General features: G+C 66.2%; 24 protein-coding genes. 15 read left to right on the top strand and 9 right to left on the bottom strand.

Going from position 1 to position 22,758, the window contains the following annotated elements; genetic code table 11:
• Positions 1–7 precede the first annotated feature (7 nt).
• The 3 genes from HPY32_RS16815 to HPY32_RS16805 all read left to right on the top strand — a co-directional run bounded on the left by HPY32_RS16815 (position 8) and on the right by HPY32_RS16805 (position 1,349).
• Positions 8–442: a DUF6879 family protein gene (locus tag HPY32_RS16815; protein WP_171982897.1), complete on the top strand. Its 435-nt coding sequence runs from the start codon at positions 8–10 to the stop codon at positions 440–442.
• A 74-nt stretch (positions 443–516) separates the two neighbouring features.
• A complete protein-coding gene (locus HPY32_RS16810) occupies positions 517–948 on the top strand; it encodes a Scr1 family TA system antitoxin-like transcriptional regulator (protein ID WP_171982896.1) in 432 nt (143 codons plus the stop codon).
• A gap of 20 nt (positions 949–968) precedes the next feature.
• On the top strand, positions 969–1,349 hold the full coding sequence (locus tag HPY32_RS16805; protein WP_171982895.1) for a Scr1 family TA system antitoxin-like transcriptional regulator: 381 nt from the start codon (positions 969–971) through the stop codon (positions 1,347–1,349).
• 1,150 nt (positions 1,350–2,499) lie between these two features.
• On the opposite strand, the gene HPY32_RS16800 is transcribed toward HPY32_RS16805, so the two are convergent.
• Entirely contained in the window at positions 2,500–3,729 is a 1,230-nt protein-coding gene (locus tag HPY32_RS16800) for a tyrosine-type recombinase/integrase (RefSeq protein WP_231951375.1), read from the bottom strand.
• Positions 3,729–4,211 (bottom strand): helix-turn-helix domain-containing protein, encoded by a 483-nt coding sequence (locus HPY32_RS16795; protein WP_067580007.1) that lies wholly within the window; start codon positions 4,209–4,211, stop codon positions 3,729–3,731. Before HPY32_RS16795 ends, HPY32_RS16800 begins: the two co-directional genes overlap by 1 nt.
• Positions 4,212–4,388: 177 nt before the next feature.
• Here HPY32_RS16795 and HPY32_RS16790 point away from each other — a divergent pair, with 177 nt between their 5' ends.
• The 3 genes from HPY32_RS16790 to HPY32_RS16780 all read left to right on the top strand — a co-directional run bounded on the left by HPY32_RS16790 (position 4,389) and on the right by HPY32_RS16780 (position 6,768).
• A complete protein-coding gene (locus HPY32_RS16790) occupies positions 4,389–4,559 on the top strand; it encodes a helix-turn-helix domain-containing protein (RefSeq protein WP_157777218.1) in 171 nt (56 codons plus the stop codon).
• Between the two features lie 89 nt (positions 4,560–4,648).
• Positions 4,649–5,419, top strand: coding sequence for a bifunctional DNA primase/polymerase (locus tag HPY32_RS16785; RefSeq protein ID WP_231951376.1), 771 nt, complete (start codon positions 4,649–4,651; stop codon positions 5,417–5,419).
• Positions 5,416–6,768: a DUF3631 domain-containing protein gene (locus HPY32_RS16780; protein ID WP_067580011.1), complete on the top strand. Its 1,353-nt coding sequence runs from the start codon at positions 5,416–5,418 to the stop codon at positions 6,766–6,768. The genes HPY32_RS16785 and HPY32_RS16780 overlap by 4 nt, the downstream gene beginning before the upstream one ends.
• Positions 6,769–6,988: 220 nt before the next feature.
• Here the strand turns inward: HPY32_RS16780 and HPY32_RS16775 are convergent, their stop codons facing one another.
• Genes HPY32_RS16775 through HPY32_RS16760 form a run of 4 tightly spaced genes read right to left on the bottom strand, consistent with a single transcriptional unit; the run spans position 6,989 to position 8,240 of the window.
• Positions 6,989–7,492 (bottom strand): hypothetical protein, encoded by a 504-nt coding sequence (locus HPY32_RS16775; protein WP_156674025.1) that lies wholly within the window; start codon positions 7,490–7,492, stop codon positions 6,989–6,991.
• Complete coding sequence (locus HPY32_RS16770; protein ID WP_156674026.1) at positions 7,492–7,710, bottom strand: hypothetical protein; 219 nt, start codon at positions 7,708–7,710, stop codon at positions 7,492–7,494. Before HPY32_RS16770 ends, HPY32_RS16775 begins: the two co-directional genes overlap by 1 nt.
• 60 nt (positions 7,711–7,770) lie before the next feature.
• Complete coding sequence (locus HPY32_RS16765) at positions 7,771–8,076, bottom strand: hypothetical protein (RefSeq protein WP_067580015.1); 306 nt, start codon at positions 8,074–8,076, stop codon at positions 7,771–7,773.
• Positions 8,076–8,240 carry a hypothetical protein gene (locus tag HPY32_RS16760; RefSeq protein ID WP_156674027.1) on the bottom strand — a complete coding sequence of 55 codons (165 nt, stop codon included), beginning with the start codon at positions 8,238–8,240 and terminating at the stop codon, positions 8,076–8,078. Before HPY32_RS16760 ends, HPY32_RS16765 begins: the two co-directional genes overlap by 1 nt.
• Before the next feature lie 240 nt (positions 8,241–8,480).
• Between HPY32_RS16760 and HPY32_RS16755 the strand changes: the two genes are divergently transcribed.
• The 3 genes from HPY32_RS16755 to HPY32_RS16745 are packed head-to-tail and all read left to right on the top strand — an operon-like array spanning position 8,481 to position 10,136.
• A complete protein-coding gene (locus tag HPY32_RS16755) occupies positions 8,481–8,810 on the top strand; it encodes a hypothetical protein (protein ID WP_067580017.1) in 330 nt (109 codons plus the stop codon).
• A 4-nt stretch (positions 8,811–8,814) separates the two neighbouring features.
• Positions 8,815–9,303, top strand: coding sequence for a DUF6879 family protein (locus HPY32_RS16750; protein WP_156674028.1), 489 nt, complete (start codon positions 8,815–8,817; stop codon positions 9,301–9,303).
• Positions 9,300–10,136 carry a helix-turn-helix domain-containing protein gene (locus HPY32_RS16745; protein ID WP_067580021.1) on the top strand — a complete coding sequence of 279 codons (837 nt, stop codon included), beginning with the start codon at positions 9,300–9,302 and terminating at the stop codon, positions 10,134–10,136. Before HPY32_RS16750 ends, HPY32_RS16745 begins: the two co-directional genes overlap by 4 nt.
• 1,187 nt (positions 10,137–11,323) lie before the next feature.
• On the opposite strand, the gene HPY32_RS16740 is transcribed toward HPY32_RS16745, so the two are convergent.
• Both HPY32_RS16740 and HPY32_RS16735 read right to left on the bottom strand, forming a co-directional pair.
• The gene (locus HPY32_RS16740; protein ID WP_067580025.1) at positions 11,324–11,518 is read right to left on the bottom strand and encodes a DUF6374 family protein; all 195 of its coding nucleotides are present in this window, start codon (positions 11,516–11,518) and stop codon (positions 11,324–11,326) included.
• A gap of 26 nt (positions 11,519–11,544) precedes the next feature.
• Positions 11,545–12,255, bottom strand: coding sequence for a TetR/AcrR family transcriptional regulator (locus tag HPY32_RS16735; protein ID WP_067580027.1), 711 nt, complete (start codon positions 12,253–12,255; stop codon positions 11,545–11,547).
• Positions 12,256–12,367: 112 nt separating this feature from the next.
• On the opposite strand from HPY32_RS16735, the gene HPY32_RS16730 reads away from it, so the two are divergent.
• The gene (locus HPY32_RS16730) at positions 12,368–14,179 is read left to right on the top strand and encodes an FAD-dependent oxidoreductase (protein WP_171982894.1); all 1,812 of its coding nucleotides are present in this window, start codon (positions 12,368–12,370) and stop codon (positions 14,177–14,179) included.
• A 33-nt stretch (positions 14,180–14,212) separates the two neighbouring features.
• Positions 14,213–15,148 (top strand): LLM class F420-dependent oxidoreductase, encoded by a 936-nt coding sequence (locus tag HPY32_RS16725; protein WP_067584931.1) that lies wholly within the window; start codon positions 14,213–14,215, stop codon positions 15,146–15,148.
• 122 nt (positions 15,149–15,270) lie between these two features.
• On the opposite strand, the gene HPY32_RS16720 is transcribed toward HPY32_RS16725, so the two are convergent.
• The gene (locus HPY32_RS16720; RefSeq protein WP_067580029.1) at positions 15,271–17,613 is read right to left on the bottom strand and encodes an MMPL family transporter; all 2,343 of its coding nucleotides are present in this window, start codon (positions 17,611–17,613) and stop codon (positions 15,271–15,273) included.
• 209 nt (positions 17,614–17,822) lie between these two features.
• On the opposite strand from HPY32_RS16720, the gene HPY32_RS16715 reads away from it, so the two are divergent.
• The 4 genes from HPY32_RS16715 (at position 17,823) to HPY32_RS16700 (ending at position 22,715) form a co-directional block, all read left to right on the top strand.
• Complete coding sequence (locus tag HPY32_RS16715; protein WP_067580031.1) at positions 17,823–18,452, top strand: TetR/AcrR family transcriptional regulator; 630 nt, start codon at positions 17,823–17,825, stop codon at positions 18,450–18,452.
• Entirely contained in the window at positions 18,436–18,924 is a 489-nt protein-coding gene (locus tag HPY32_RS16710; RefSeq protein WP_067584934.1) for an RrF2 family transcriptional regulator, read from the top strand. Before HPY32_RS16715 ends, HPY32_RS16710 begins: the two co-directional genes overlap by 17 nt.
• A gap of 105 nt (positions 18,925–19,029) precedes the next feature.
• Positions 19,030–20,763 (top strand): ABC transporter ATP-binding protein, encoded by a 1,734-nt coding sequence (locus tag HPY32_RS16705; RefSeq protein ID WP_067580033.1) that lies wholly within the window; start codon positions 19,030–19,032, stop codon positions 20,761–20,763.
• Complete coding sequence (locus HPY32_RS16700; RefSeq protein ID WP_067580035.1) at positions 20,760–22,715, top strand: ABC transporter ATP-binding protein; 1,956 nt, start codon at positions 20,760–20,762, stop codon at positions 22,713–22,715. Before HPY32_RS16705 ends, HPY32_RS16700 begins: the two co-directional genes overlap by 4 nt.
• The last annotated feature ends 43 nt before the right edge of the window (positions 22,716–22,758 follow it).

Raw genomic sequence — 22,758 nt, 5'->3', positions numbered from 1 at the left:
GCACCACATGGGATTCGATGACCTGGTGACTGCGTTTCGCAGCTATCGGCGCGCGTTCCATCTGGAGGTACGAGACGACTACACCGGGGTACCCGGCGAAGCCGAAGCCCTGCAACGGTTCCTGGCAGGGATGCCCCTCGATCCTGCTTTTACTGCGCAGTGGTATGCGCTGATGCGGGATGTCACCAGCGCCGGAACTACAGTGCAGCGGGTTAGCATCGTGACCGAGCCTCACACGGATTACATCCGGTTCGCTGCATCGACGGTGCCGGGAAGCCTGGTCGCGGGTGAAGACATCCGCTGGCTTCCGAGAATGACGCACCCGGCCGGGCTGCCCGATGATGACTGGTGGTTGTTCGATGAAGATCTCGTAGCGTGGACTGTCTTCGAACAGGACGGGACCGCGCTCCCCGGTTGGGTCGCAAGTACCGACCGGCACTAACCGGTCATTACGCGGGTCTTCGTGACCAGTTGTGGGACAAGGCGATCCGACACGGCGATTACATGAAGTGACAGATGTTCGACAGGCTCGCCGCGATCTGGGGGCACGGCCTCCGTGATCTCCGGCTTGCGGCGCACCTGCGGGCTTATCAGCTCGCCGATCAGGCTGGTTGGTCCGCATCCAAGGTTTCGCGGATCGAGAACGGCGCGCACTCCCTCACCGAGGCCGACCTCCAACAATGGTGTCGGCTCACTGGCGCAGAACTTGCCTACCCAGATCTCCGGGCCACCCTCCGGAACGTCAACGCCGCGTGGATGGAGTGGCGACGGATTGTAGGCACCGGGCACGCCCGCCACCAAGGTGAGATCGGAGATCTTGAAGCCCGTACCGAACTCATCCGCAGCTATGACCCGCAAGTCATTCACGGTCTGTTGCAGACCCCGAACTATGCCCGCGCCATCCTGACGGCTGCGGCGGACTTCCCTTCACATCAGTCAAGACCTTGACGCCGCTGTCACGGCACGGGATGAAACGTCAGACCATCCTGCGGCGCGGCCGACATCGGTTCTACTTCCTCGTCGGCGAACCGGCGCTGTACGCAACCGTGGGCAGCAATGACGTGATGCGCGAACAGCTTTCGCACTTACTGGAGGTCATGGCTCTGCCTAGCACAGTCATCGCCGTAGTGCCGATGTCAGCCCAGTTCTTCTACCGCACAACAGAGTTCGCAATCTACGACCAAACAACGGTGATGATCGAGACCATTACCGCAGAGTCAACGATCACCCAGCCCCGTGAGATCGAACTGTACGAGCGAACCTTCACCCAACTCGCGAGTCAGGCGGTCGGCGTAGGCCCAAGCCGAGAGTTAATCCTGAAGGCGCTCCGGGCGACCGACAAGCCGTAGCGACATCCAGGCGGGGCAACTCGCCCGTGCCCCGGCCTCATAACCCCCGCTTGGGCACCGGCCGAGCGTCATGCACAGCAGGGGTGAGCTTGTACGGATTTACGGGTCGCGAGAACTGCCTCACTACAGCGGTTTCGGGCCGTACCTAGGTATGGGTCAAGCGAGTTCGTGCGTCAGAGAGCGATCTAGAGCCTCGGTTCTCGAAGCGATCCGCCCGGAAACCCGGCGCACGGGTGGCGGACTGCCCCCTTTTCAGTCCTGCCGTGCGCACCCTCGGGCACAAACGCCACTTTCGCGCGCAACAGGGGGACGGGGGCTCTCAGCCTTCGCGTGGCCTGCTCTCGAACATCCGAGGCCGAGTCCTGCCGAGTTGGAAAGAACACTCGCATGAATTGGCCCCCCTTCCCCCTGGCGCGCGCGGAACCGGCCTGTACGCCGAGGGCAGGCCCAAGAGGGGGCGGGAGGGGTACATCCCACCTCTGGACCGGGCAGCAGGCAGGCAGCTGCTGTGGTCGTCCGCAGTCTCCGGGGTGACTGGGCCTCGGTGGGTGCTTCACGAAACACGATGCCGAACGCCACGATGGTGAAAACCCCCTGGAAACCCGTATACAGGGCGAGCAACCGAGTGGTGCGGTGCGATATACCCCTGGTCAGAGGGGTAGGGCGGCCTGGGGGTTCGTGTTTGCGCGGGTCGATAGGTCGCGGTTCTGTCGACCGTCCGTTGTCGACACTGCACAGAGGAATGCCGACTACGAACTATCTCGGCTCTAATTTCGGACGCGGTATTGCGTGAGATTTGTTGCTGAACAGCCACGTTGCGGACATCCGCAATCTGGTCCGTGGTCGCTGTGTCGAGTCGGAGCCCACCGCCACATCGCAGCATTGCCTGACTGGCTGATCCCAGCCTACGGGGTGCGTTGATGCGCGGTGAGTCGACAATCTGTCGAGGGTTTCGGCGACAAGAATCTGACAAGAAACCCCGGTCGATGATCATGGTTGGGGGTGAACCCAAGTGAATGAGATACTGGCTCTACCAAGGTGTTTGGGAAATCTCCCTTGATTGTGGTAGAGGGGTGACGGAGGGTTCAAATCCCTCCGCCACCGCCAACGCCCTTGGCCTGCCAGCGCAGGTCAGGGGCTTATTTCTTGATCATGCAGCCGTCTGATCGGGCTCGGTGACAAGATTTTGACAAGAACATCCGCCGGGCGTTGTCGCGGGCTTGTCGGCGCGGCGCGAGTACTTCTCGTTCATCGCGGTGGCTACCCGGTCCAAGTCGTCATCGAACAAGTCCGCGTAGGTGTTCAAGGTCTCCTTGGCGTCCTTGTGTCCGAGCAGCCGGGCCAGCGCGAGAACGTTAGCACCCGCCGACACGGCCAGCGAGGCACAGGTGTGGCGCAGATCGTGCGGGGTGATCGGCTGCACCTTGGAGCGCTTCACGGCTCCGGAGAACCAGCCATCTTTCGACTTCGGTCGTGGTAGGTACTGCTTGGGGTCGTTGGGATTCGGGAACACGAGTGCGTCTCGGCTCTTGCCCTTCACGTGTGTCCGCAGCTGATCGAGGATGAATTGGGGCACGGGAACCGTCCGGATCTCCTTGCCCTTGGTCTGGCCCGCTGCATGATCGACGCCGAGTTGTACCGCGTTGTCGGCCACCGTGAGCCGTGCCCGCCGGAAGTCGATATCACGGACCCGCAGGGCGATCAGCTCACCCCACCGGGGGCCGCAGTAAGCGAGCATGAGCACGAGCAACCGATGCTGTCCAGACTCCTTGGCGAGCCGCTGCACATCGGCGGATGTCAGGTACACGTGCCGCCTCTTCGTCTTGTCCGGCAGGTTCTCAACGCCGCGGGCTGTGTTTTTGTTGATGCGCTTCGCTTTCACGGCCGCGTCGAGAATTCCGGCTAGAACGCCGTAGGCGCGGATGATGGTGGTTGCCCCGTCGGAGACCTTGCGCCCCTTGGCCTTCTGACTCGCCGCTCTCTCCAGGGCGGCCAGGCGCATATCTGTGATCCATTCCTCCACGCCCTCCACGCTGATGTCGGCGAGTCGTACAGCACCCCAGCGCGGTTCGACATGGTTACGCCACGCGGCCTCGAGGGTCCGGTAGTTCGATGGGGCGGTGCTCGCTTTCTTGCCGCGTAGCCATGCCTGGGCTAACGATCTGACCGTGACGCGGCCCAGTGCCGGGGCCACGTACTCTCCGGCCATCTTCTTGACCTCGACCGTGTTGGCGAAGGCGTTGGCCTCCCCCTTCCGCAGAAATCCGCGCTTGCTCGTCGGCTTGCCGTTGGGCTTGTCGTAGGCGACGCGATACCGAATCCCCTTGTCACCCTTGATCTTCGGGTCCGGCTTGACCGTGTACTCGTGGACGGACGCCACTACTCCCCCTCTTTGTCCTTCAATATCTCTTCGTTCAAGAACAGTACGAACTTGCGGAGCGCTTGGCCCTGCGCCTGCGGTGAGAGCTCTTGGAACATCGGCCCCACGGTCTCGATGAACATCTGCATGGCGTCGCTGGGCTCACGGTCCTGTGGGGGGCTCGGCTGCATTTCCTCCTGCGCGGTAGCGATGCCATCGACCAGCGCCAGCATGGTCGAGGTCTGCGGTACACCGCCTGCCTCCATGTGCTTGATCGTGCGCAACGGAACGCCGGACAACTCGCCGAGGCGACGCTGAGTCAGCCCCAGCATCTTGCGTCCGGCCATCACCCAGCCCGCAACCGCCATCCGATCGGCCAGGTCCAACCGGTTGCCTCGTCGCGCCTGGTGCAGCAGCCACTGGATATCGTCGTCTCTGTACCCCTCGGGCGCGGTGTCGTCCTCAACCCTGTCAATGTGATCATCGCCACTTTCATGGTTCATTGCGTATCACCTTCTTCCCTGCTCATTCACTCTCGGTGCGGGAATACTATCATTTATTGCCCCCAATTGGGGTGTTAAGTGGAAAGGTCTTGGCGTACCGGGGTGCTACTGTGTGAATGAAGGTGCAAGAACGGTGCCGAAATGGCACCGATGATGTTTGTTGATGAAGGGGCGTTGATGACCACTCCGATGAGTCCCGCGCAGGCGGCGCAGGCGGCAGGGTGCCACCAGAACTCGATCTATGCCGCGCTGCTGGCAGGGGAGTTGAAGGGGTACCAGCGGACAGCGCCGAAGGGGCGGTGGCGGATCTTCCCGGAGGATCTGACCAGGTGGATCAAGGGCGAGTGAGCCCGACGAAGAAAGGCCCCGGTCCGTGTTCGCAGCACGGGCCAGGGCCAAAACGCACACCCCACTACCAGGAAGGATGTTCGAAACTCGTGAACGAGCATACCGCAGGACGGGCCGCAGCTGATGAGGGCGGTGGGTCGCTGCTGGATCATGCGCTCGGGTACGCGCGTGCCGAGCTGGCGGTGCTGCCGCTGGCCCCTCGGGGCAAGGTGCCTGTTACTGAGCACGGCAAGGGCGACGCGACGACCGATCCGCAGGTGATCGAGCGGTGGTGGCAGCGGGACCCGTTGCGCAACATCGGGATTCGCCCGCAACCGGGGGTGGTGGTGTTGGATGTGGACCCGCGTAACGGGGGCAGCCTCGAGGCGCTCGGGATGCTCCCGGAGACGTGGACCGCGCGCACGGGCGGGGGTGGCTGGCATGTGTGGTTCCGCTGTGCGGGTGCCGTGCGGGGGCGGCTGGCCGACGCGGACGGGGTCGATATCAAGACCCATTCGGGCTATGTGGTGGCCCCGCCGAGTGTGCACTCGTCCGGGGATCGGTATCGGTGGCTCAATCGTGCGCCGATCGCGATGCTGCCCGAACATCTGCGGGAGCGGGTGCGTGTCCCGGCGGCGGTGCGGCCCGCTGGGCGGGTGTCGGCGCGGTCGGCGTCCTCGGGTGCGGGGTTGGTGCGCGCGGTGGCCGAGGCTCAACCAGGGCAACGGAATTCGGTGTTGTTCTGGGCTGCGTCGTGTGCTTGGCGTGAGGGTGGTGACGCGGCGGTGCTGGACGCGCTGACCGATGCCGGGGTGGCGGTGGGGTTGTCGCTGCTCGAGATCGAACGGACGCTCGCGTCGGCGGAACGGAGGACCCTGTGAGCGAACCGGTGGATTACGCCAATGCCCACGTGGCACCCCTGGACGGCGCGGTCGTCCTCGATCAGGTGCGGGAACTGATCTGCCGCTACTGCGTGCTGCCGTCGCAATCGGCGCTGGACGGGGTGGTGTTGTGGGTCGCGGCAACACATCTGGTGTCCGGGTTCGAGTACGCGCCGCGTCTGGTGGTGCGGTCGGCGGAGAAGCGCTCGGGCAAGTCCCGGCTGCTGGAAGTGGTCGACGGCTTGGTCTACAACCCGTTGCGGACGGTGAACGCGTCGGTGGCCTACGTCTTCCGGTCCCTGGACGCCGATCCGCCCCCGACCCTGTTGTTCGACGAGGCCGATACCATTTTCGGGTCCAAGAAGGTCGCCGAGAACAACGAGGAGCTGCGCGGGCTGCTCAATGCCGGGTTCCAGCGCGGCATGACCTACGGGCGAGTGTCCGGGCCGAACCATGAGCCGACCGAGTTCAACACCTACGCCATGGCCGCTCTGGCCGGGATCGGGCGCATGCCAGACACCATCGAAGACCGGGCCGTGGTGGTGGTGATGCGGCGGCGCAAGGACTCGGAGAAGGTCAAACCGTTCCGTGGTACTCGCGACCGGCCCGCCCTGCATTCGGCTCGTGATGGGCTGGCGCAGTGGGCCGATCAGGTGCGCGAACCGATCACCGGTTACGAGCCTGCGGATTTGGGGGTGGAGGACCGCGCCGCCGATGTGTGGGAGCCGTTGATCGCGGTCGCGGACATGGCCGGTGGGCACTGGCCGCACACTGCCCGGACCGCCGCAGCGGAGATGGTGTCCGCGGCCGAGGACGACAACGACACCACCTCCCCCAATATGAAGCTGCTCGCCGACATCCGGGACGTCTTCGCGGTGACCGGGCTGTCATTCATCAAGTCCCAAGCACTGTGCGACCAGTTGCGCGCGGTCGAGGAATCGCCTTGGGAGGACTGGGAACTCAACCCGTCCAAACTCGGGCACCGCCTCAAGGCGTACGAGATCAAGACCGGCCACAACCCGGACAAGACCGAGCGCGGGTATCGGCGAGTCGACTTCCTCGACGCGTTCGACCGCTACCTGCCCCCTCGCCCACAGAAGCCGTCCGAACCCGTCCAAGCCGTCCACCACAGCCACGACCAGCGCGAACACTCGGACACCTTCCCCGGCACGGACATGTCCGCTACGGCAGAGGCGTCCGAGGATTCGCGCAGGTCAACCCTTGCGCAGGCGGCTCCGGACGGCTCCGGACGGGTTTCCGGGAACCATGGGTATCTGCCGCGCACGCCCGGCGCTAAGGTCGGCTACTGGATCGGCAGCGGGCAACCGGTCACCCCCGACGCCGCCTGACCAACCAGCAGCACCCCCCACCGACACGCCTCGCCCTTCCGCTATCCCAGCCGAGGGGCGGGGCTTGCCGCATCTCGCCCCCATTTTGCGAATAGAGGCCAGGCGCACAGGCTGCGGGCGCTACTCGGTGTCGGTGGCCCTGCCGGGGAGTGCCGAAAAAATTACGGGGTCGGAGTGCGGGACTCATCACAGCTAGTCCCGCAGCTTTTTTACCGCGCGGTCAGTTGTGTACCTCGGTGGTGAGGGGCTGCTCGACGGTACTCAGTTTGACGGCCCCCTGGTTGACTGCTTCTACCAGCTTGTCCAAGTTGAGCGCGGCTCGCAGGGAGGCACCCAGCGCGTCCCTGCTGGGCTTGCCGTGGCGGCTGAGGTAGTTCGCCATCGCGCAGGTCCGCGTCAGCGCCGTAACCCGGATGCTGTAGGGGTATTTCGCCAGTGGGGCGTCCGGGCGCGGGAACGGCCCCTCGGCCAGACAAGCGGCGGCCTCGCGGTCGAGCAGGAAGCAGAACACGTCCATACCATCGGAGATCTCGTCCACCATCGGCCCCCGCGCTGCCCCGTCCGTCAGCTCGAGGTGCGTCGTCCACAGCCGGTACAGGCCCACCGACAGGCGCAGAATCGGTGTGTCTTCGGGGTTGTCGTGGGTCATCACAGCCAGGAACGGATTCGATCCGGGCAGCGGCCCCGGCGGGGACAGTGGCGACCCGACGCACACCACAGGCATCACCACCACCCCCACACGAGTGCACGGTGCCCCCAGCCGCGTTGCTCGGCTACGTGGGATCGGCTGGGGCGCTGCCTCACCCAGTCGTCCCAGGCTTGGGCTCTGGCCGCGTACCAGGCGCGGCGGATTTCCGGGCAGGGCTCGGCCTGCTGCGTCGTGCGAGGACGGAACGGCGGCAGCTCGTCAGCGGTGAGGTCGATCGAAGTACGACGGGACATGCGACTCCCCTTGAACACGTGTCGGTTTCGGCGAAAACGAGGGGGCACGGGAGTAGCCGCTCAGCCGGTGCGGGCGTAGGTAGCCTGAGTGTCCACGGTCACCACAGCGGCAACCCGGATCAGCTCGGCCGGGACTTCGGCGGTATCGAAGTGCAGCACGCTCGGGGTGATCACCGCTGCCGCGTGCATCCGTGCCACGACCGTGCACAGGCGCTGTGTCGGCGCGTCGGTGTGTTCCCCGAATGTCACGATCTTGGCGAGGTTGTAGCCGAATCTGCGTGCCAGCGACCGTATTTGCTCTTCGTCCCAGGATTGCCGGACACCGGATACGCCTCGGTGGAGGTACCCGACCGCGACGGGACGCATCACCCCGCCTCCACGTCGGTGCCGTCGTCGCGCTCCCTGCTCGCGGCCCCGGTGTGGTTGTGGAGTTCGAGGTAGACCCCCGGATTGTCCTCGGTGTCGTCGTCGTAGGCGGCGACTTGCACCATTCCACCGGGAAAGACGAACGTTCTCGAACGTGCGGTCATGGCAACCCCTATGCGTCCCTCGCGGATTCGTGAGGCAGCTCAGGGCCAGGAAGACCGGTCCCTGTCGACTGGACCGGACCGGGCTCTGCCAGCCCCGAGCGCCACACCCGACGCTACGAACCGGATGCGACTGGGGTCGAGAATCTTGCACTATCTTGCACAGAATGTTGACCAACACTGCTGATGCTCGGGACGATTGATCAGTCAGTGCAAGTTCACGACATCAAGGGGGAAGCTCCCATGAAGCTCGAATGGCTCGGCGGAGACTCCGTGAATGGTCAATCACCCACCCTGTACCGCAGCGATCGGGACACCTACGTTGTCCAAGGCTGGCGTACCGACCAACCAGACACTATCGAGATACCGCATCGGTTGATCCGGTTCCTGAAGCGTGGAACCTGTCTCGGTGCCAAGCTGCACGACAGCGGGCACGGTACGTTCACTCTCACCGGCAATCCGATCACCGACACCGAGGCCCTCGAGGTGATCAAGCCGCCTGCCCACGAGACCGCTGTGGAAGTGCCGATCGGTGATGAACGGAGGCCCGATGCACCACATGGGATTCGATGACCTGGTGACTGCGTTTCGCAGCTATCGGCGCGCGTTCCATCTGGAGGTACGAGACGACTACACCGGGGTACCCGGCGAAGCCGAAGCCCTGCAACGGTTCCTGGCAGGGATGCCCCTCGATCCTGCTTTTACTGCGCAGTGGTATGCGCTGATGCGGGATGTCACCAGCGCCGGAACTACAGTGCAGCGGGTTCGCATCGTGACCGAGCCTCACACGGATTACATCCGGTTCGCTGCATCGACGGTGCCGGGAAGCCTGGTCGCGGGTGAAGACATCCGCTGGCTTCCGAGGAATGACGCACCCGCCGGGCTGCCCGATGATGACTGGTGGTTGTTCGATGAAGATCTCGTAGCGTGGACTGTCTTCGAACAGGACGGGACCGCGCTCCCCGGTTGGGTCGCAAGTACCGACCCGGCACTAACCGGTCATTACGCGGGTCTTCGTGACCAGTTGTGGGACAAGGCGATCCGACACGGCGATTACATGAAGTGACAGATGTTCGACAGGCTCGCCGCGATCTGGGGGCACGGCTCCGTGATCTCCGGCTTGCGGCGCACCTGCGGGCTTATCAGCTCGCCGATCAGGCTGGTTGGTCCGCATCCAAGGTTTCGCGGATCGAGAACGGCGCGCACTCCCTCACCGAGGCCGACCTCCAACAATGGTGTCGGCTCACTGGCGCAGAACTTGCCTACCCAGATCTCCGGGCCACCCTCCGGAACGTCAACGCCGCGTGGATGGAGTGGCGACGGATTGTAGGCACCGGGCACGCCCGCCACCAAGGTGAGATCGGAGATCTTGAAGCCCGTACCGAACTCATCCGCAGCTATGACCCGCAAGTCATTCACGGTCTGTTGCAGACCCCGAACTATGCCCGCGCCATCCTGACGGCTGCGGCGGACTTCCTTCACATCAGTCAAGACCTTGACGCCGCTGTCACGGCACGGATGAAACGTCAGACCATCCTGCGGCGCGGCCGACATCGGTTCTACTTCCTCGTCGGCGAACCGGCGCTGTACGCAACCGTGGGCAGCAATGACGTGATGCGCGAACAGCTTTCGCACTTACTGGAGGTCATGGCTCTGCCTAGCACAGTCATCGCCGTAGTGCCGATGTCAGCCCAGTTCTTCTACCGCACAACAGAGTTCGCAATCTACGACCAAACAACGGTGATGATCGAGACCATTACCGCAGAGTCAACGATCACCCAGCCCCGTGAGATCGAACTGTACGAGCGAACCTTCACCCAACTCGCGAGTCAGGCGGTCGGCGTAGGCCCAAGCCGAGAGTTAATCCTGAAGGCGCTCCGGGCGACCGACAAGCCGTAGCGACATCCAGGCGGGGCAACTCGCCCGTGCCCCGGCCTCATAACCCCCGCTTGGGCACCGGCCGAGCGTCATGCACAGCAGGGGTGAGCTTGTACGGATTTACGGGTCGCGAGAACTGCCTCACTACAGCGGTTTCGGGCCGTACCTAGGTATGGGTCAAGCCGAGTTCGTGCGTCAGAGAGCGATCTAGAGCCTCGGTCTCGAAGCGATCCGCCCGGAAACCGGCGCACGGGTGGCGGACTGCCCCCTTTCAGTCCTGCCGTGCGCACCCTCGGGCACAAACGCCACTTTCGCGCGCAACAGGGGGACGGGGGCTCTCAGCCTTCGCGTGGCCTGCTCTCGAACATCCGAGGCCGAGTCCTGCCGAGTTGGAAAGAACACTCGCATGAATTGGCCCCCCTTCCCCCTGGCGCGCGCGGAACCGGCCTGTACGCCCGAGGGCAGGCCCAAGAGGGGGCGGGAGGGGTACATCCCACCTCTGGACCGGGCAGCAGGCAGGCAGCTGCTGTGGTCGTCCGCAGTCTCCGGGGTGACTGGGCCTCGGTGGTGCTTCCCGAACACGATGCCGAACGCCACGATGGTGAAAACCCCCTGGAAACCCGTATACAGGGCGAGCAACCGAGTGGTGCGGTGCGATAACCCCTGGTCAGAGGGGTAGGGCGGCCTGGGGGTTCGTGTTTGCGCGGGTCGATAGGTCGCGGTTCTGTCGACCGTCCGTTGTCGACACTGCACAGAGGAATGCCGACTACGAACTATCTCGGCTCTAATTTCGGACGCGGTATTGCGTGAGATTTGTTGCTGAACAGCCACGTTGCGGACATCCGCAATCTGGTCCGTGGTCGCTGTGTCGAGTCGGAGCCCACCGCCACATCGCAGCATTGCCTGACTGGCTGATCCCAGCCTACGGGGTGCGTTGATGCGCGGTGAGTCGACAATCTGTCGAGGGTTTCGGCGACAAGAATCTGACAAGAAACCCCGGTCGATGATCATGGTTGGGGGTGAACCCAAGTGAATGAGATACTGGCTCTACCAAGGTGTTTGGGAAATCTCCCTTGATTGTGGTAGAGGGGTGACGGAGGGTTCAAATCCCTCCGCCACCGCTTACGCCCCTGACCTGGTTCCAGGTCAGGGGCTTTTTCATGCGCGCGGAATCGGCCGGTGCCGTGTATATTTCGCCGGTTTCGGGGTCAGCCTGCCTCGCGGTGGGCGGGGGGTTCGTGAGTGGCTTCGATGAAGATGCGGAGACCTTCGGCGACCTTGCCGGAGAGGATGTTGAGTTGTTCGGGCGGTAGTGACGCACTGGTGGCGCCGGCCTCGGCGAGGCGGTCGCGCACCTGCTCCAGCCACAGCTGTGCGAACTGTACGTGGCGTTCCAGGGGCATGGGCCGACTCTACCGCCTTTCGAACGTCAGTTCGATATCGAATTCGTCTCGGCGCCGATCTCGCCGGTGTAGACGGCGCGCAGCCCGGCGGCGGCCAGGGCGGTGCAGTGCTCGATGAGCTCGCTCATGGGCAGGCGCAGGTGGCCCTCCTGCTTCTCGACGAGGACGCGCTCGAGCATGCCCACCACCGAGTGGGCGAAGATCTCGATGACGAGGCCGCCGGCCCGCGCGGCCTCGCCGGGGCGGGCGTCGCGCGCGGTCGCCGCCACGAGCTCGGTGAACCGGCGCAGCGAATCCTGCATGTGCCGTTCGGCTTCCGGCCCGGCACCGGCCGGTTCGGCGAAGACGATGCGCAGCTTGCGGCCGTCGGCGCCCAGCGCCTCGAGGAAGGTACCGATTCCGGCGCGCAGCTTCTGCGTTCCCGCGGGCTCGGCCGCCGCCACGGCCGTCGCGACCGCGCCGTACAGCTCCTCGATCACCCCGTCGAACACCGCCACGAACAATTCCCGTGTGCTGCCGAAGGATTCGTAGAAGTAGCGGTCGGTCACCCCGGCCTCGCGGCAGAGGTCCTTCACGCCCGTGGCGAGAAAGCCGCGGGTGCCGAACAATTCGTGTCCGGCGCGGAGAAGCTGTTCGCGCCGGGCCGCGACCCGGCTGGCGGCGTCGACGCCCCCGTAGCGCCGCCGGGGTCGCCGTCCTTGCGCGGGTGCGGCGGCCTTGCGCGCTCGTTCGGGCACTCGTACCTCCTTCGACGGCCTTGGCTACCAATCGGTTTCTCATTATCCCGCCGCGGCACGATCGTCTCTGGTAAATATGACTATCTGAATCGTCAGTTTTGGAGGTTACCGGGTGGAGCGGGAACGCGGGAACGACGGGCTGTCACGACGGACACTGCTGGCGGCGGGCGCGATCGGATTGGCGAGCGCCGCCGGAACATCGCTGGCGCCCCGGGCGCGGGCGGACCTGTCCACCCAGCGCCGCCGGGGCGGTCCGCCCCGCAATCGGGTCGCGGTGCTGGGCGCGGGGATCGGCGGGCTCACCGCGGCGCACGAGCTGGCCGAGCGCGGTTTCGAGGTGACCGTGTTCGATCGCAAGGAGCTGGGCGGCAAGTCCCGCACCATCGGGGTGCCCGGCAGCGCCGCCGGTGGCCGCGCCCCGCTGCCCGGCGAGCACGGCGCGCGCGGATTCACCTCCTTCTATCACCACGTGCACGACACCATGCGGCGAATCCCGGTGCCCGGCAACGCGAACGGCGTTTACGACAATCTGGTGCCGTTCTCGGTCGGCGACCCGCGCTATCCGCGCGCGAACAATCTGCCCGACGGTTTCCCGCTCATGTTCGGGTTCTACTTCGACCCGAAGGAATTGCTCACCCCGCAGGGCTGGCAGCGGGTGCTGGTGGAAATGTTCCTGAAGAACCACGCCGTCCCCGTTCCCGAGGCGCTGTATCTGGCGAGCCGGTTCGTGGCCTACCTGACCTCGAGCGAGGAGCGCCGGTTCGGGCAGTGGGAGCACACCAGCTGGTGGGACTTCGTCGGCGCCGCCTCCCGATCCGCCGAGTACCGCGGTCTGGCCGCGACCGGCCTGACCCGCGCGCTGGTGGCCGCTAAGGAGACGGTGGCCAGCGCGCGGTCCATGGGCAATATGGCCGAGGCGTTCCTCCTCGCGCTGAGCCGGGAGGCCACCGGCGGGCCGAAGGTGTACGAGGTGCTGAACGGGCCCACCGACGAGGTGTGGCTGGATCACTGGATCACCTTGCTGCGCAACCTCGGTGTGCAATTCCACACCGGGCACGAGGCCCGGGGCTTCACCGTCGACGGAGGCAGCGTCTCGGGCGCGCGCATCCGCCGACCGGACGGCTCGGTGCGCGACGTGGACGCGGACTGGTACGTGTGCGCGGTGCCGACCGACCGCGCCCGCGGCCTGTGGTCCGACGAGATGCGGCGGCTCGACCCGGCGCTGGCCGCCATGGACGGCCTGTTCGTGGACTGGATGAACGGCCTGCAGCTGTTCGTCACCCAGCGCCTGGACCTGGGCCACGGCTACAACATCTACCTGGACGCGCCCTGGCGGCTCACCTCCTACACCCAGAAAGCATTCTGGCCGGGCGATTACGCGAGCAAGTACGGCGACGGCAGCATCGTGGACGGGCTCACCATCGATATCGCCGACTGGGACACCCCGGGCCTGCTGTTCGGCAAACCGGCCAAGATGTGCACCCGCGACGAGATCTATCGGGAGGTCTGGGCGCAGCTGACCGCCGCGCTCGACGACGACGGCCGCGTCGCGCTGCCCGACGGCATCGTGCGGCGGTGGCAACTGGATCCCGGCATCACCTGGGCGGACGGGCAGAACCACAACGACGAACCGCTGCTGGTCAACACCGTCGGCTCGTGGGCGAAGCGGCCCACCGCGCGGACCGCCATCTCCAATCTGTTCCTGGCCGCCGACTACGTGCAGACCGATTTCGACCTGGCCACCATGGAGGGCGCCAACGAGGCCGCCCGCCGCGCGGTGAACGCGATCCTGGACGCGTCCGGATCGTCCGCGCCACGCGCACAGCTGTTCTCGCGCGAGGGCATCGCCGCGCTGGAACCGCTGCGCCAGGCCGATGCCGCTCGGTATCGCGCAGGTCAGCCCAACCTGTTCGACCTGGGCTGAGGCCCGGAGCGCGCCGGGTCTACGTTGGAGAACGTGGACCTACGGATCTTCACCGAGCCCCAGCAGGGGGCCACCTACGACGATTTATTGCGAGTTGCCAAGACCACCGAGGACGCCGGGTACGACGCGTTCTTCCGTTCCGATCACGTCCTGAAGATGGGCTCGGTGTCCGGACTGCCCGGTCCGACCGACGCCTGGATCACCCTGGCCGGGCTCGCCCGCGAGACCTCGCGCATCAAGCTGGGCACGCTGGTCACCGCCGCCACCTTCCGGCATCCGTCGGTGCTGGCCATCTCCGTGGCGCAGGTCGACCGGATGTCCGGCGGGCGGGTCGAATTCGGTTTCGGCGCGGGCTGGTTCGCCGAGGAGCACACCGCCTACGGCATTCCGCTGCCGGAGGTCGTCGAGCGCTTCGACCGCTACGCCGAGCAGTTGGAGATCATCACCGGTCTGTGGGAGACCCCCGAGGGCGAGACCTTCGACTTCTCCGGCAAGCACTACCGGCTGGTCGACGCCCCGGCGCTGCCCAAGCCCGCGCAGCGGCCCCGGCCGCCGGTGATCATCGGCGGCGCCGGGAAGAAGCGCACCCCCGCGCTGGCCGCCCGGTTCGCGCAGGAGTTCAACCTGCCGTTCAGCGATTCCGCCACGGCCACGGCCCAATTCGAGCGGGTGGCCGCGGCCGCACGCGAGATCGGCCGCGACCCGAACGAGATCGTTCGCTCCGCCGCGCAGGTGCTGTGCGTGGGCCGCGACGACGCCGAGGTGGCCCGCCGCGCCGCCGCCATCGGGCGCGAGGTCGAGGAGCTGAAGCAGAACGGCCTGACCGGTACACCGGCCGAGATCGTCGACAAGATCGCCCGCTACCGCGAGGAAACCGGCATTACCCGGATGTACCTGCAGGTCCTGGATTTGGCCGACCTGGACCACATCGAGTTGGTCGCCGCGGAGGTCGCGCCCCAGCTCGGCTGAGGATCCCGGCCAAAAGCACGCCGGGATCAGGGGAGCATGCCGGGATGACGGGTCGCCCTTGCCGGGATGGCGGGTCGCCCTTGATGGTCCCGGCGTGCTTTTGGCCGGGACCATCAAGGGACCTACCCGACCGGCACCGGCTCCTTCTCCGCCGCCCTGCGGTCGCGCTCCTGCAACTCGCGCAGCTTGGTGCCCTCCACGTCGATGTCGGGGAGGATGCGGTCCAGCCACTTCGGGATCCACCAGGACCACTTGCCCAGCAGGATCAGCAGCGATGGGATCAGCACCATGCGGACCAGGAAGGCGTCGAACAGCACGCCCGCCGCGAGCGCGAAGCCCATGGACTTCGCGGTGACATCGCTCTCCAGCAGGAAGCCGCCGAACACCGAGATCATGATGATGGCCGCGGAGGTCACCACGCGCGCGCCGTGGTGGTAACCGCTGATCACCGCGTCCTTCGGCGACTTGCCGTGCATGTACTCCTCGCGCATGCGCGTCACCAGGAACACCTGGTAGTCCATCGCCAGGCCGAATACCAAGCCGATCAGGATGATCGGCAGGAAGCTGACCAGCGGGTGCGGCTCCTGGATCAGGCCGAGCTTGCCCTCCTGGAAGATCAGCACGGTCGCGCCGAACGTGGCCGCCATCGACAGCAGGAAGCCCAGCGCCGCGGTGAGCGGCACCAGAATCGACCGGAACACCAGCACCAGCAGAATGAACGCGGCGATCGCGACGATCGACATATACGGCACGATCTTGCTGAGCAGCGCATTCGACACGTCGGCGTAGATGGCCGTGGTGCCGGTGATGCCGTACTCCATGCCGTAGCGGGACTTGAAGTCCGCCTCGGCATTACGGGCGTTCTTCACCAGATCCTGGGTCGCCTTGTTGTTCGGCCCCGAGTCCGGCACCGCCAGCAGCCGCACGCCGGTGCTGTGCGCGTAGTCGTTGGCGTGGGTCTGCGGGTTCAGCGCATTGGTCTGCGGCATGGTCACGAAGTCCATGCCCGGATACCCCTCCAGCCGGTCGTGCAGCGCGACGACCGCCGCCTCGCGCTGATCGGGCGCGACATTGGTGAGGTCGCCCACCACGGTCAGAACGCCGTTGCTGCCCTCGCCGAAACCGCTGGTGCGCAGGTCGTATGCCTTGCGTACGGTCGAGGTCTTGGGCTGGCTGTCCTCGCCCGGCAGGCCGAGGCTCAGCTTGGTCGCGGGCAGCGCCAGCAGGCCCAGCGCCAGCACGCTCAGGATCAGCGCCACCGCGGGCGCGCGGCCGATCAGGCGCGCGAACCGCATGCCGTTGGTCACCGAGTGCTCGTTCTCGGGATCGTGTTGGGCCACCACCGGCAGCTTCGGCTTGAACAGGTACCTGCCGAACGCGCCCATCAGCGCGGGCAGCAGCGTCAGCGCCACCAGGATCGCGAACAGCGCGGCCAGCGCGCCGCCCAGACCCATCCAGGTGAGGAAGCTGACCCGCACGATGCTCAGGCCGCACAGCGCGATGATCACGGTCATGCCCGCGAACACCACCGCGGAACCGGCCGTGCCGATCGCGGTACCGGCCGCCTCCTCCGGCGAATCCTGTACCGCCAGTTCGTGTTTGTAGCGCGAGACGATGAACAGCGCGTAGTCGATCGAGAGCGCGAGCCCGATCATCATCGCGAGAATGGAGGTGAAGCTCGGGATATTCACCACCGAGGTGCCCATCATGATGAGCGCCAGCGCCGAGCCGACGCCCACCACACCGGTCAGGATCGGCACGAAGGAGGCGAGCAGCGCGCCGAAGGCGATCATCATGACGATGAACGCGACGCCGATGCCGATCATCTCGGACTGACCGCTGCTGGCGAACTGCTTGGTCACGATGGTGCCGCTGATCTCGACGGTGAGACCGTCCTTGCGGGCCTGGTCGCCCACGTCGTACGCGGCGGTGCGGTCGGCCTCGGTGATATCGGAGAACTTCAGCGCGAACGGCACCTGGACGTAGGCGACCGAGTCCGCGTTGCCCTTGCCGAGCACATTCAGCGGCGCCAGCCCGCAGCGGGAGACGAAGGCGGGATCGTTACGGTCCCCGGTGGCGCAACCCATCTGGGTGGTGAGGTCGATCGGGTCGAGCACCGGCTTGCCGTGGTCGACGATGCCCAGGCCGTTGAGCTTCTGCACCAGATCCGCGACGGCCGCCCGGTTGGCCGGATCGGTGAGCTTCTGCCCCGCGGGCGCGCCGATCACGTAGGTGCCGGTGACGGCGTCCAGCTTGAACTGCGCGGACATGCCGGGGAACTGCTTGTCCAGAATCTGGGTCGCGCGCTGCGACGGCAGGTTCGGCATGTTGAAGTTGTCCTGCACCGGTTTCTTCAGCGTGGCGCCGAGGCCGAGCAGCAGCACGACCAGCACCAACCAGGCGGGAAGCACGATCCATTTTCGGCGGAAGGCGAACTTCCCCCACCGGTACAGATATACGGACACGAAGAGTTCTCCTAGCGATAGCTGGGTGGTGTGCTGGCCTGTTCGACGCCTGTAGACAGCACCTGCGGCCTCTCGTGCGCGAGCCGCCTCCAGAAAGAATTTCTTCTGCCTACCGGTCGGTAGGTAGACTACCGACCGGTAGGCCGGGGCTCAACATCGATTGTGAGGGCATCGGCCTCGGTCGGGAAGACGGATGAGAGGATCGCCATATGGCTGCGCGCACTATGTCCGGATCGGGTGTCGCAGGTGGCAGCACCAAAGACGCGATCCGGGAGGCCGCCATCCGGCTCTTTTCCGCCAAGGGCTTCGAACAGACGAGCCTGCGCGAAGTGGCAGATGCGGTGGGAATCACAAAAGCCTCGCTCTACTATCACTACGCCTCGAAGCTGGATCTGCTGATCGCCATCGTCGAACCGGCGTTCGACGACCTGGGTTCGGTGGTCGAGGGGCTCGGTGAACTCACCTACGGCCCCGAGGGGGTTCGCGAGGTGCTGGCCCGGCAGTTGCGGGCGATGTTGCGGCACCGCACCGCGAGCGTGATGGCGGTGCGCGACACGGTGGCGATCATCAACGCCATCGGCAATCGTTATCCGGACATGCTCGCCAACCACCGCCGCCTGACCCGATGGCTGGCCGGGCCCGACCCCTCGCCTGAGGCGCTGCTGCGCGCCAGTTCGGCACTGGAGGTGGTCAGCACGGTGCTGTGGTCGCAGGAGTTGGCGCCCGAGGCCGACGAGGACATGATCGAGCGCGTGCTGCTGGACGCGGCCCTCGGCGTGCTGGCGGGCGGAGCGGGAGCGCCCTCGACCAACGGGAGTGGCCGTGCACATCACCGCTAGGGTCGACTACGCCGTCCGGATCCTGCTGGAAATGGCGCGCGTGCAACCGAATTCGGTCAAGGCCGACGCCATCGCCGGTGCACAGGACATTCCGCCCAAGATTCTCGAATCCGTCGCCGCCGAGCTGCGCCGCGCCGGGCTGATCACCAGTAGGCGCGGACCCGACGGCGGCTACCGGCTGGCCCGTCCCGCCGACGAGGTCAGCGTGGCCGACGTGATCCGGGCGATCGAGGGCCCGCTCGCCTCGGTGCGCGGGCAGCGGCCCGAGGACGTGACCTATCCGGGCGCGGCCGAACCGCTGCAGCGGGTGTGGATCGCGTTGCGCGTCAACATCCGTGCGGTGCTCGAGCGGGTGTCGATCGCCGACCTCGCCGCCGGGCGGCTACCCGGGTTCGTGACCGAGCTGACCGCGGATCCCGACGCCTGGGTCCGCCGGTCCGGTCCGGAGGCGGCGGAACTCTCGCCGGGCTGACCTCGCACATTCGGGGGAAAACCGTTCTGCCTGCAGCGAACCGCCGCGAAGACCCGGTAAGTCGTGGCGGCGGTCACGTCGGATTGACGGTAGCCTGCACGCATCATGTTGATCCGACTGCTGCGCACCTACACCGCTCCGTACCGCACCCAGCTGGTGGGCGTCGTTGTGCTCCAGCTGATCTCGGTGATCGCCATGCTGTACCTGCCGACCCTGAACGCGGACATCATCGACAACGGCGTCACCAAGGGCGATGTCGGCTACATCTGGACCACCGGGCTGTGGATGCTGCTGGTCTCCGGTGTGCAGATCATCGCGGGCGGCGCCTCGGTGTATCTGGGCGCGCAGGCCGGGATGGGCGCCGGGCGCGATCTGCGCGCGGCCCTGCTGCACCGGGTCGGCGGCTTCTCCGCCCGGGAGGTGGGCATCTTCGGCGCGCCCTCGCTGATCACCCGCACCACCAACGATGTCCAGCAGTTGCAGCTGCTGATCGTGATGAGCGTGACCGTCCTGGTCATGGCGCCGATCATGTGTATCGGCGGCATCGTCATGGCGCTGCGGCAGGGCGCGAGCCTGTCCTGGGTGCTGTTGATCGCGGTGCCGGTGCTGGGCCTGGCGATGGGGCTGATCATCTCCCGCATGGTTCCGGCGTTCCGGCAGATGCAGGGACGCATCGACGTGGTGAACCGGGTGCTGCGCGAACAGATCACCGGCATCCGGGTGGTGCGCGCGTTCGTGCGGGAGCGACAGGAGAACTGGCGCTTCGGCGTCGCCAACTCGGAGCTGACCGAGACCTCGCTGCGGGTCGGTCGGCTGACCGCGCTGATGTTCCCGACGGTCATGCTGATCAGCAACCTCACCACGGTCGCCGTGCTCTGGTTCGGCGGGCACGTGATCGACGAGGGCCGGATGCAGGTCGGCTCGCTGACCGCGATGCTGGCCTACATCCTGCAGATCCTGATGGCCGTCATGATGGCCTCGTTCCTAGCGGTGATCGCCCCGCGCGCCGCGGTCTCCGCCGATCGCATCGGCGCGGTGCTCGACACCGAATCGTCGGTGCAGCCGCCGCGGCTGCCGCAGACGTTCAAGTCCGATCCGAGCGAGGTCGACATCGCCTTCGCGGAATTCCAGTTCCCGGGCGCGGAGAAACCGGTGTTGCGCGCCATCCGATTCCGCGTGGAGGCCGGGCAGACCACCGCGATCGTCGGCTCGACCGGTTCGGGCAAGACGACGCTGATCAATCTCGTTCCCCGCCTGATCGATGTGACCGACGGGGCGGTCTACGTGGGCGGCACCGATGTGCGCCATCTCGATCCGGAGCTGCTGCGGTCACAGATCGGCCTGGTGCCGCAGAAGGCGTACCTGTTCTCCGGCACGATCGCGAGCAATCTGCGCTACGGCAATCCCGACGCCACCGACGAGGAACTGTGGCGCTGCCTCGAGATCGCGCAGGCCGCCGACTTCGTCCGGGAGATGCCGCAGGGGCTGGAAACGCCGGTGGCGCAGGGCGGTACGACCGTGTCGGGCGGGCAGCGCCAGCGGCTGGCGATCGCGCGGGCGCTGGTGAAGCGGCCCAAGATCTACCTGTTCGACGACTGCTTCTCCGCCCTCGACGTCGCCACCGACTTCCGGGTCCGCGAGGCGCTGCGGTCCGAGGTCACCGACGCCGCGGTCATCACCGTGGCGCAACGCATTTCAACGGTCCGCGACGCCGATCAGATCGTGGTGCTCGAGGACGGGCAGATGGCCGGGATCGGCACCCACGACCGATTGCTGCGCGACTGTCCGGAATACCGTGAGATCGTCGAGTCCCAGTTCAGCGCGGAGGAGGTCCGATGAGGCCGGGAACGGGTCCCGATCCGACCGGACCGGCGCCGGACGCGCGGGCCAAGTCCTTCGGTCCGTCGCTGAAGCGGCTGCTGAGCCGATTGCGGCCGGAGAAGCCGTATCTCATCGCGATCTTCGCGCTGGCCGTGACCGCCGTCGTGCTGAACGTGCTGGGCCCGCAGATGCTCGGCAAGGCCACCAACCTCATCTTCGACGGCGTGGTGAGCAAGCAGCTGCCGCCGGGGCTGAGCAAGGACCAGGCCGTCGCCGGGCTGCGCGCGCAGGGGCAGGACCGGCTGGCCGACATGTTCGCGGGCATGCACATCACCCCCGGCACCGGCATCGATTTCGCCGCGGTGGGCCGGGTGCTGATGGTGGTGCTGGCGCTGTACATCGCCGCCGCGATCTTCGGCTGGCTGCAGGCGTTCCTGCTGAACCTGGTCATCAACCGCACGGTCAAGCGGCTGCGCGGCGATATCGAGCAGAAGATCCACCGGCTGCCGCTGAGCTTCTTCGACTCCACCCCGCGCGGTGATCTGCTGTCCCGAGTCACCAACGATGTGGACAACATCGCGCAGAGCCTGAATCAGACCATGAGCCAGCTGATCACGTCGGTGCTGACGGTGTTCGGCGTGCTGGGAATGATGTTCTGGATTTCGCCGCTGCTTGCCGGGGTCGCGTTGCTCACCGTGCCGATCGTGGTCGTACTGACCGCGCAGATCGCCAAGCGGTCCAAGCCGCACTTCGTCGATCAGTGGAAGTACACCGGCCTGGTGAACGCCCAGGTGGAGGAGGCGTTCACCGGGCACGAGGTGGTGACCGCCTTCGGCCGCGGCCGCGAGGTGGCCCGGGAGTTCGACGAGCGCAACGATCGGCTGTATCAGGCCAGCTTCCGCGCCCAGTTCATCTCCGGCCTGATCATGCCGGTGGTCATGTTCGTCGGGAACCTGAACTACGTGCTGATCGCGGTTGTCGGCGGTCTGCGGGTGGCCTCGGGCAATCTGTCGCTGGGCGAGGTGCAGGCATTCATCCAGTACTCGCGGCAGTTCACCCAGCCGCTGACCCAGATCGCCTCGATGATCAACCTGCTGCAGTCCGGCGTGGCCTCGGCCGAGCGCATCTTCGAGATCCTCGACGCGCAGGAGCAGGTGCCCGATCCCGAGGTGGAGGATTCGCGCCCGGTCGACCGGGGGCGGGTCGCGTTCGAGGCGGTGTCGTTCCGCTACGAGCCGGACAAGCCGGTGATCGAGGAGCTGTCGCTGGTCGCCGAGCCCGGGCACGTGGTGGCCATCGTCGGCCCGACCGGCGCGGGCAAGACCACGCTGGTGAATCTGCTGGAACGGTTCTACGAGATCGACTCCGGCGCGATCACCATCGACGGCGTGGACGTCACCCGCATCTCCCGCGACCATCTGCGCTCGCGGATCGGCATGGTGCTGCAGGACACCTGGCTGTTCAGCGGGACGATCCGGGAGAACATCGCCTACGGCAATCCGAATGCGAGCGAGGCCGAGATCGTGGCCGCCGCCCGCGCCGCGTACGTCGACCGGTTCGTGCACGCGCTGCCGAACGGCTACGACACGGTCATCGACGAGGAGGGTTCCGGGGTCAGCGCCGGTGAGAAGCAGCTGATCACCATCGCGCGAGCATTCCTGGCCAAGCCGTCGATCCTGATCCTGGACGAGGCGACCAGCTCGGTCGACACCCGCACCGAGCTGCTGGTCCAGCAGGCCATGGCCGCGCTGCGCCGCGACCGCACCAGTTTCGTGATCGCGCACCGATTGTCGACGATCCGGGATGCGGACACCATTGTGGTGATGGAAAAGGGGCGCATTGTGGAGCAGGGCACGCATGCGGGGTTGCTGGCTCAGCGGGGGGCTTATTTCCGGCTGTATCACGCGCAGTTTGCGGGGGCCGCTGTCGATCAGGACTTGATCGATGAGGAGACGGTGGACGCGGTCTGACGGCGGGGAGGGTCCCGGCCAAAAGCACGCCGGGACCCTGGCA

Origin of the sequence: Nocardia terpenica, assembly GCF_013186535.1 — a bacterium.
Lineage (GTDB): Bacteria > Actinomycetota > Actinomycetes > Mycobacteriales > Mycobacteriaceae > Nocardia > Nocardia terpenica.
This window is presented reverse-complemented; position numbering and strand designations above follow the sequence as displayed.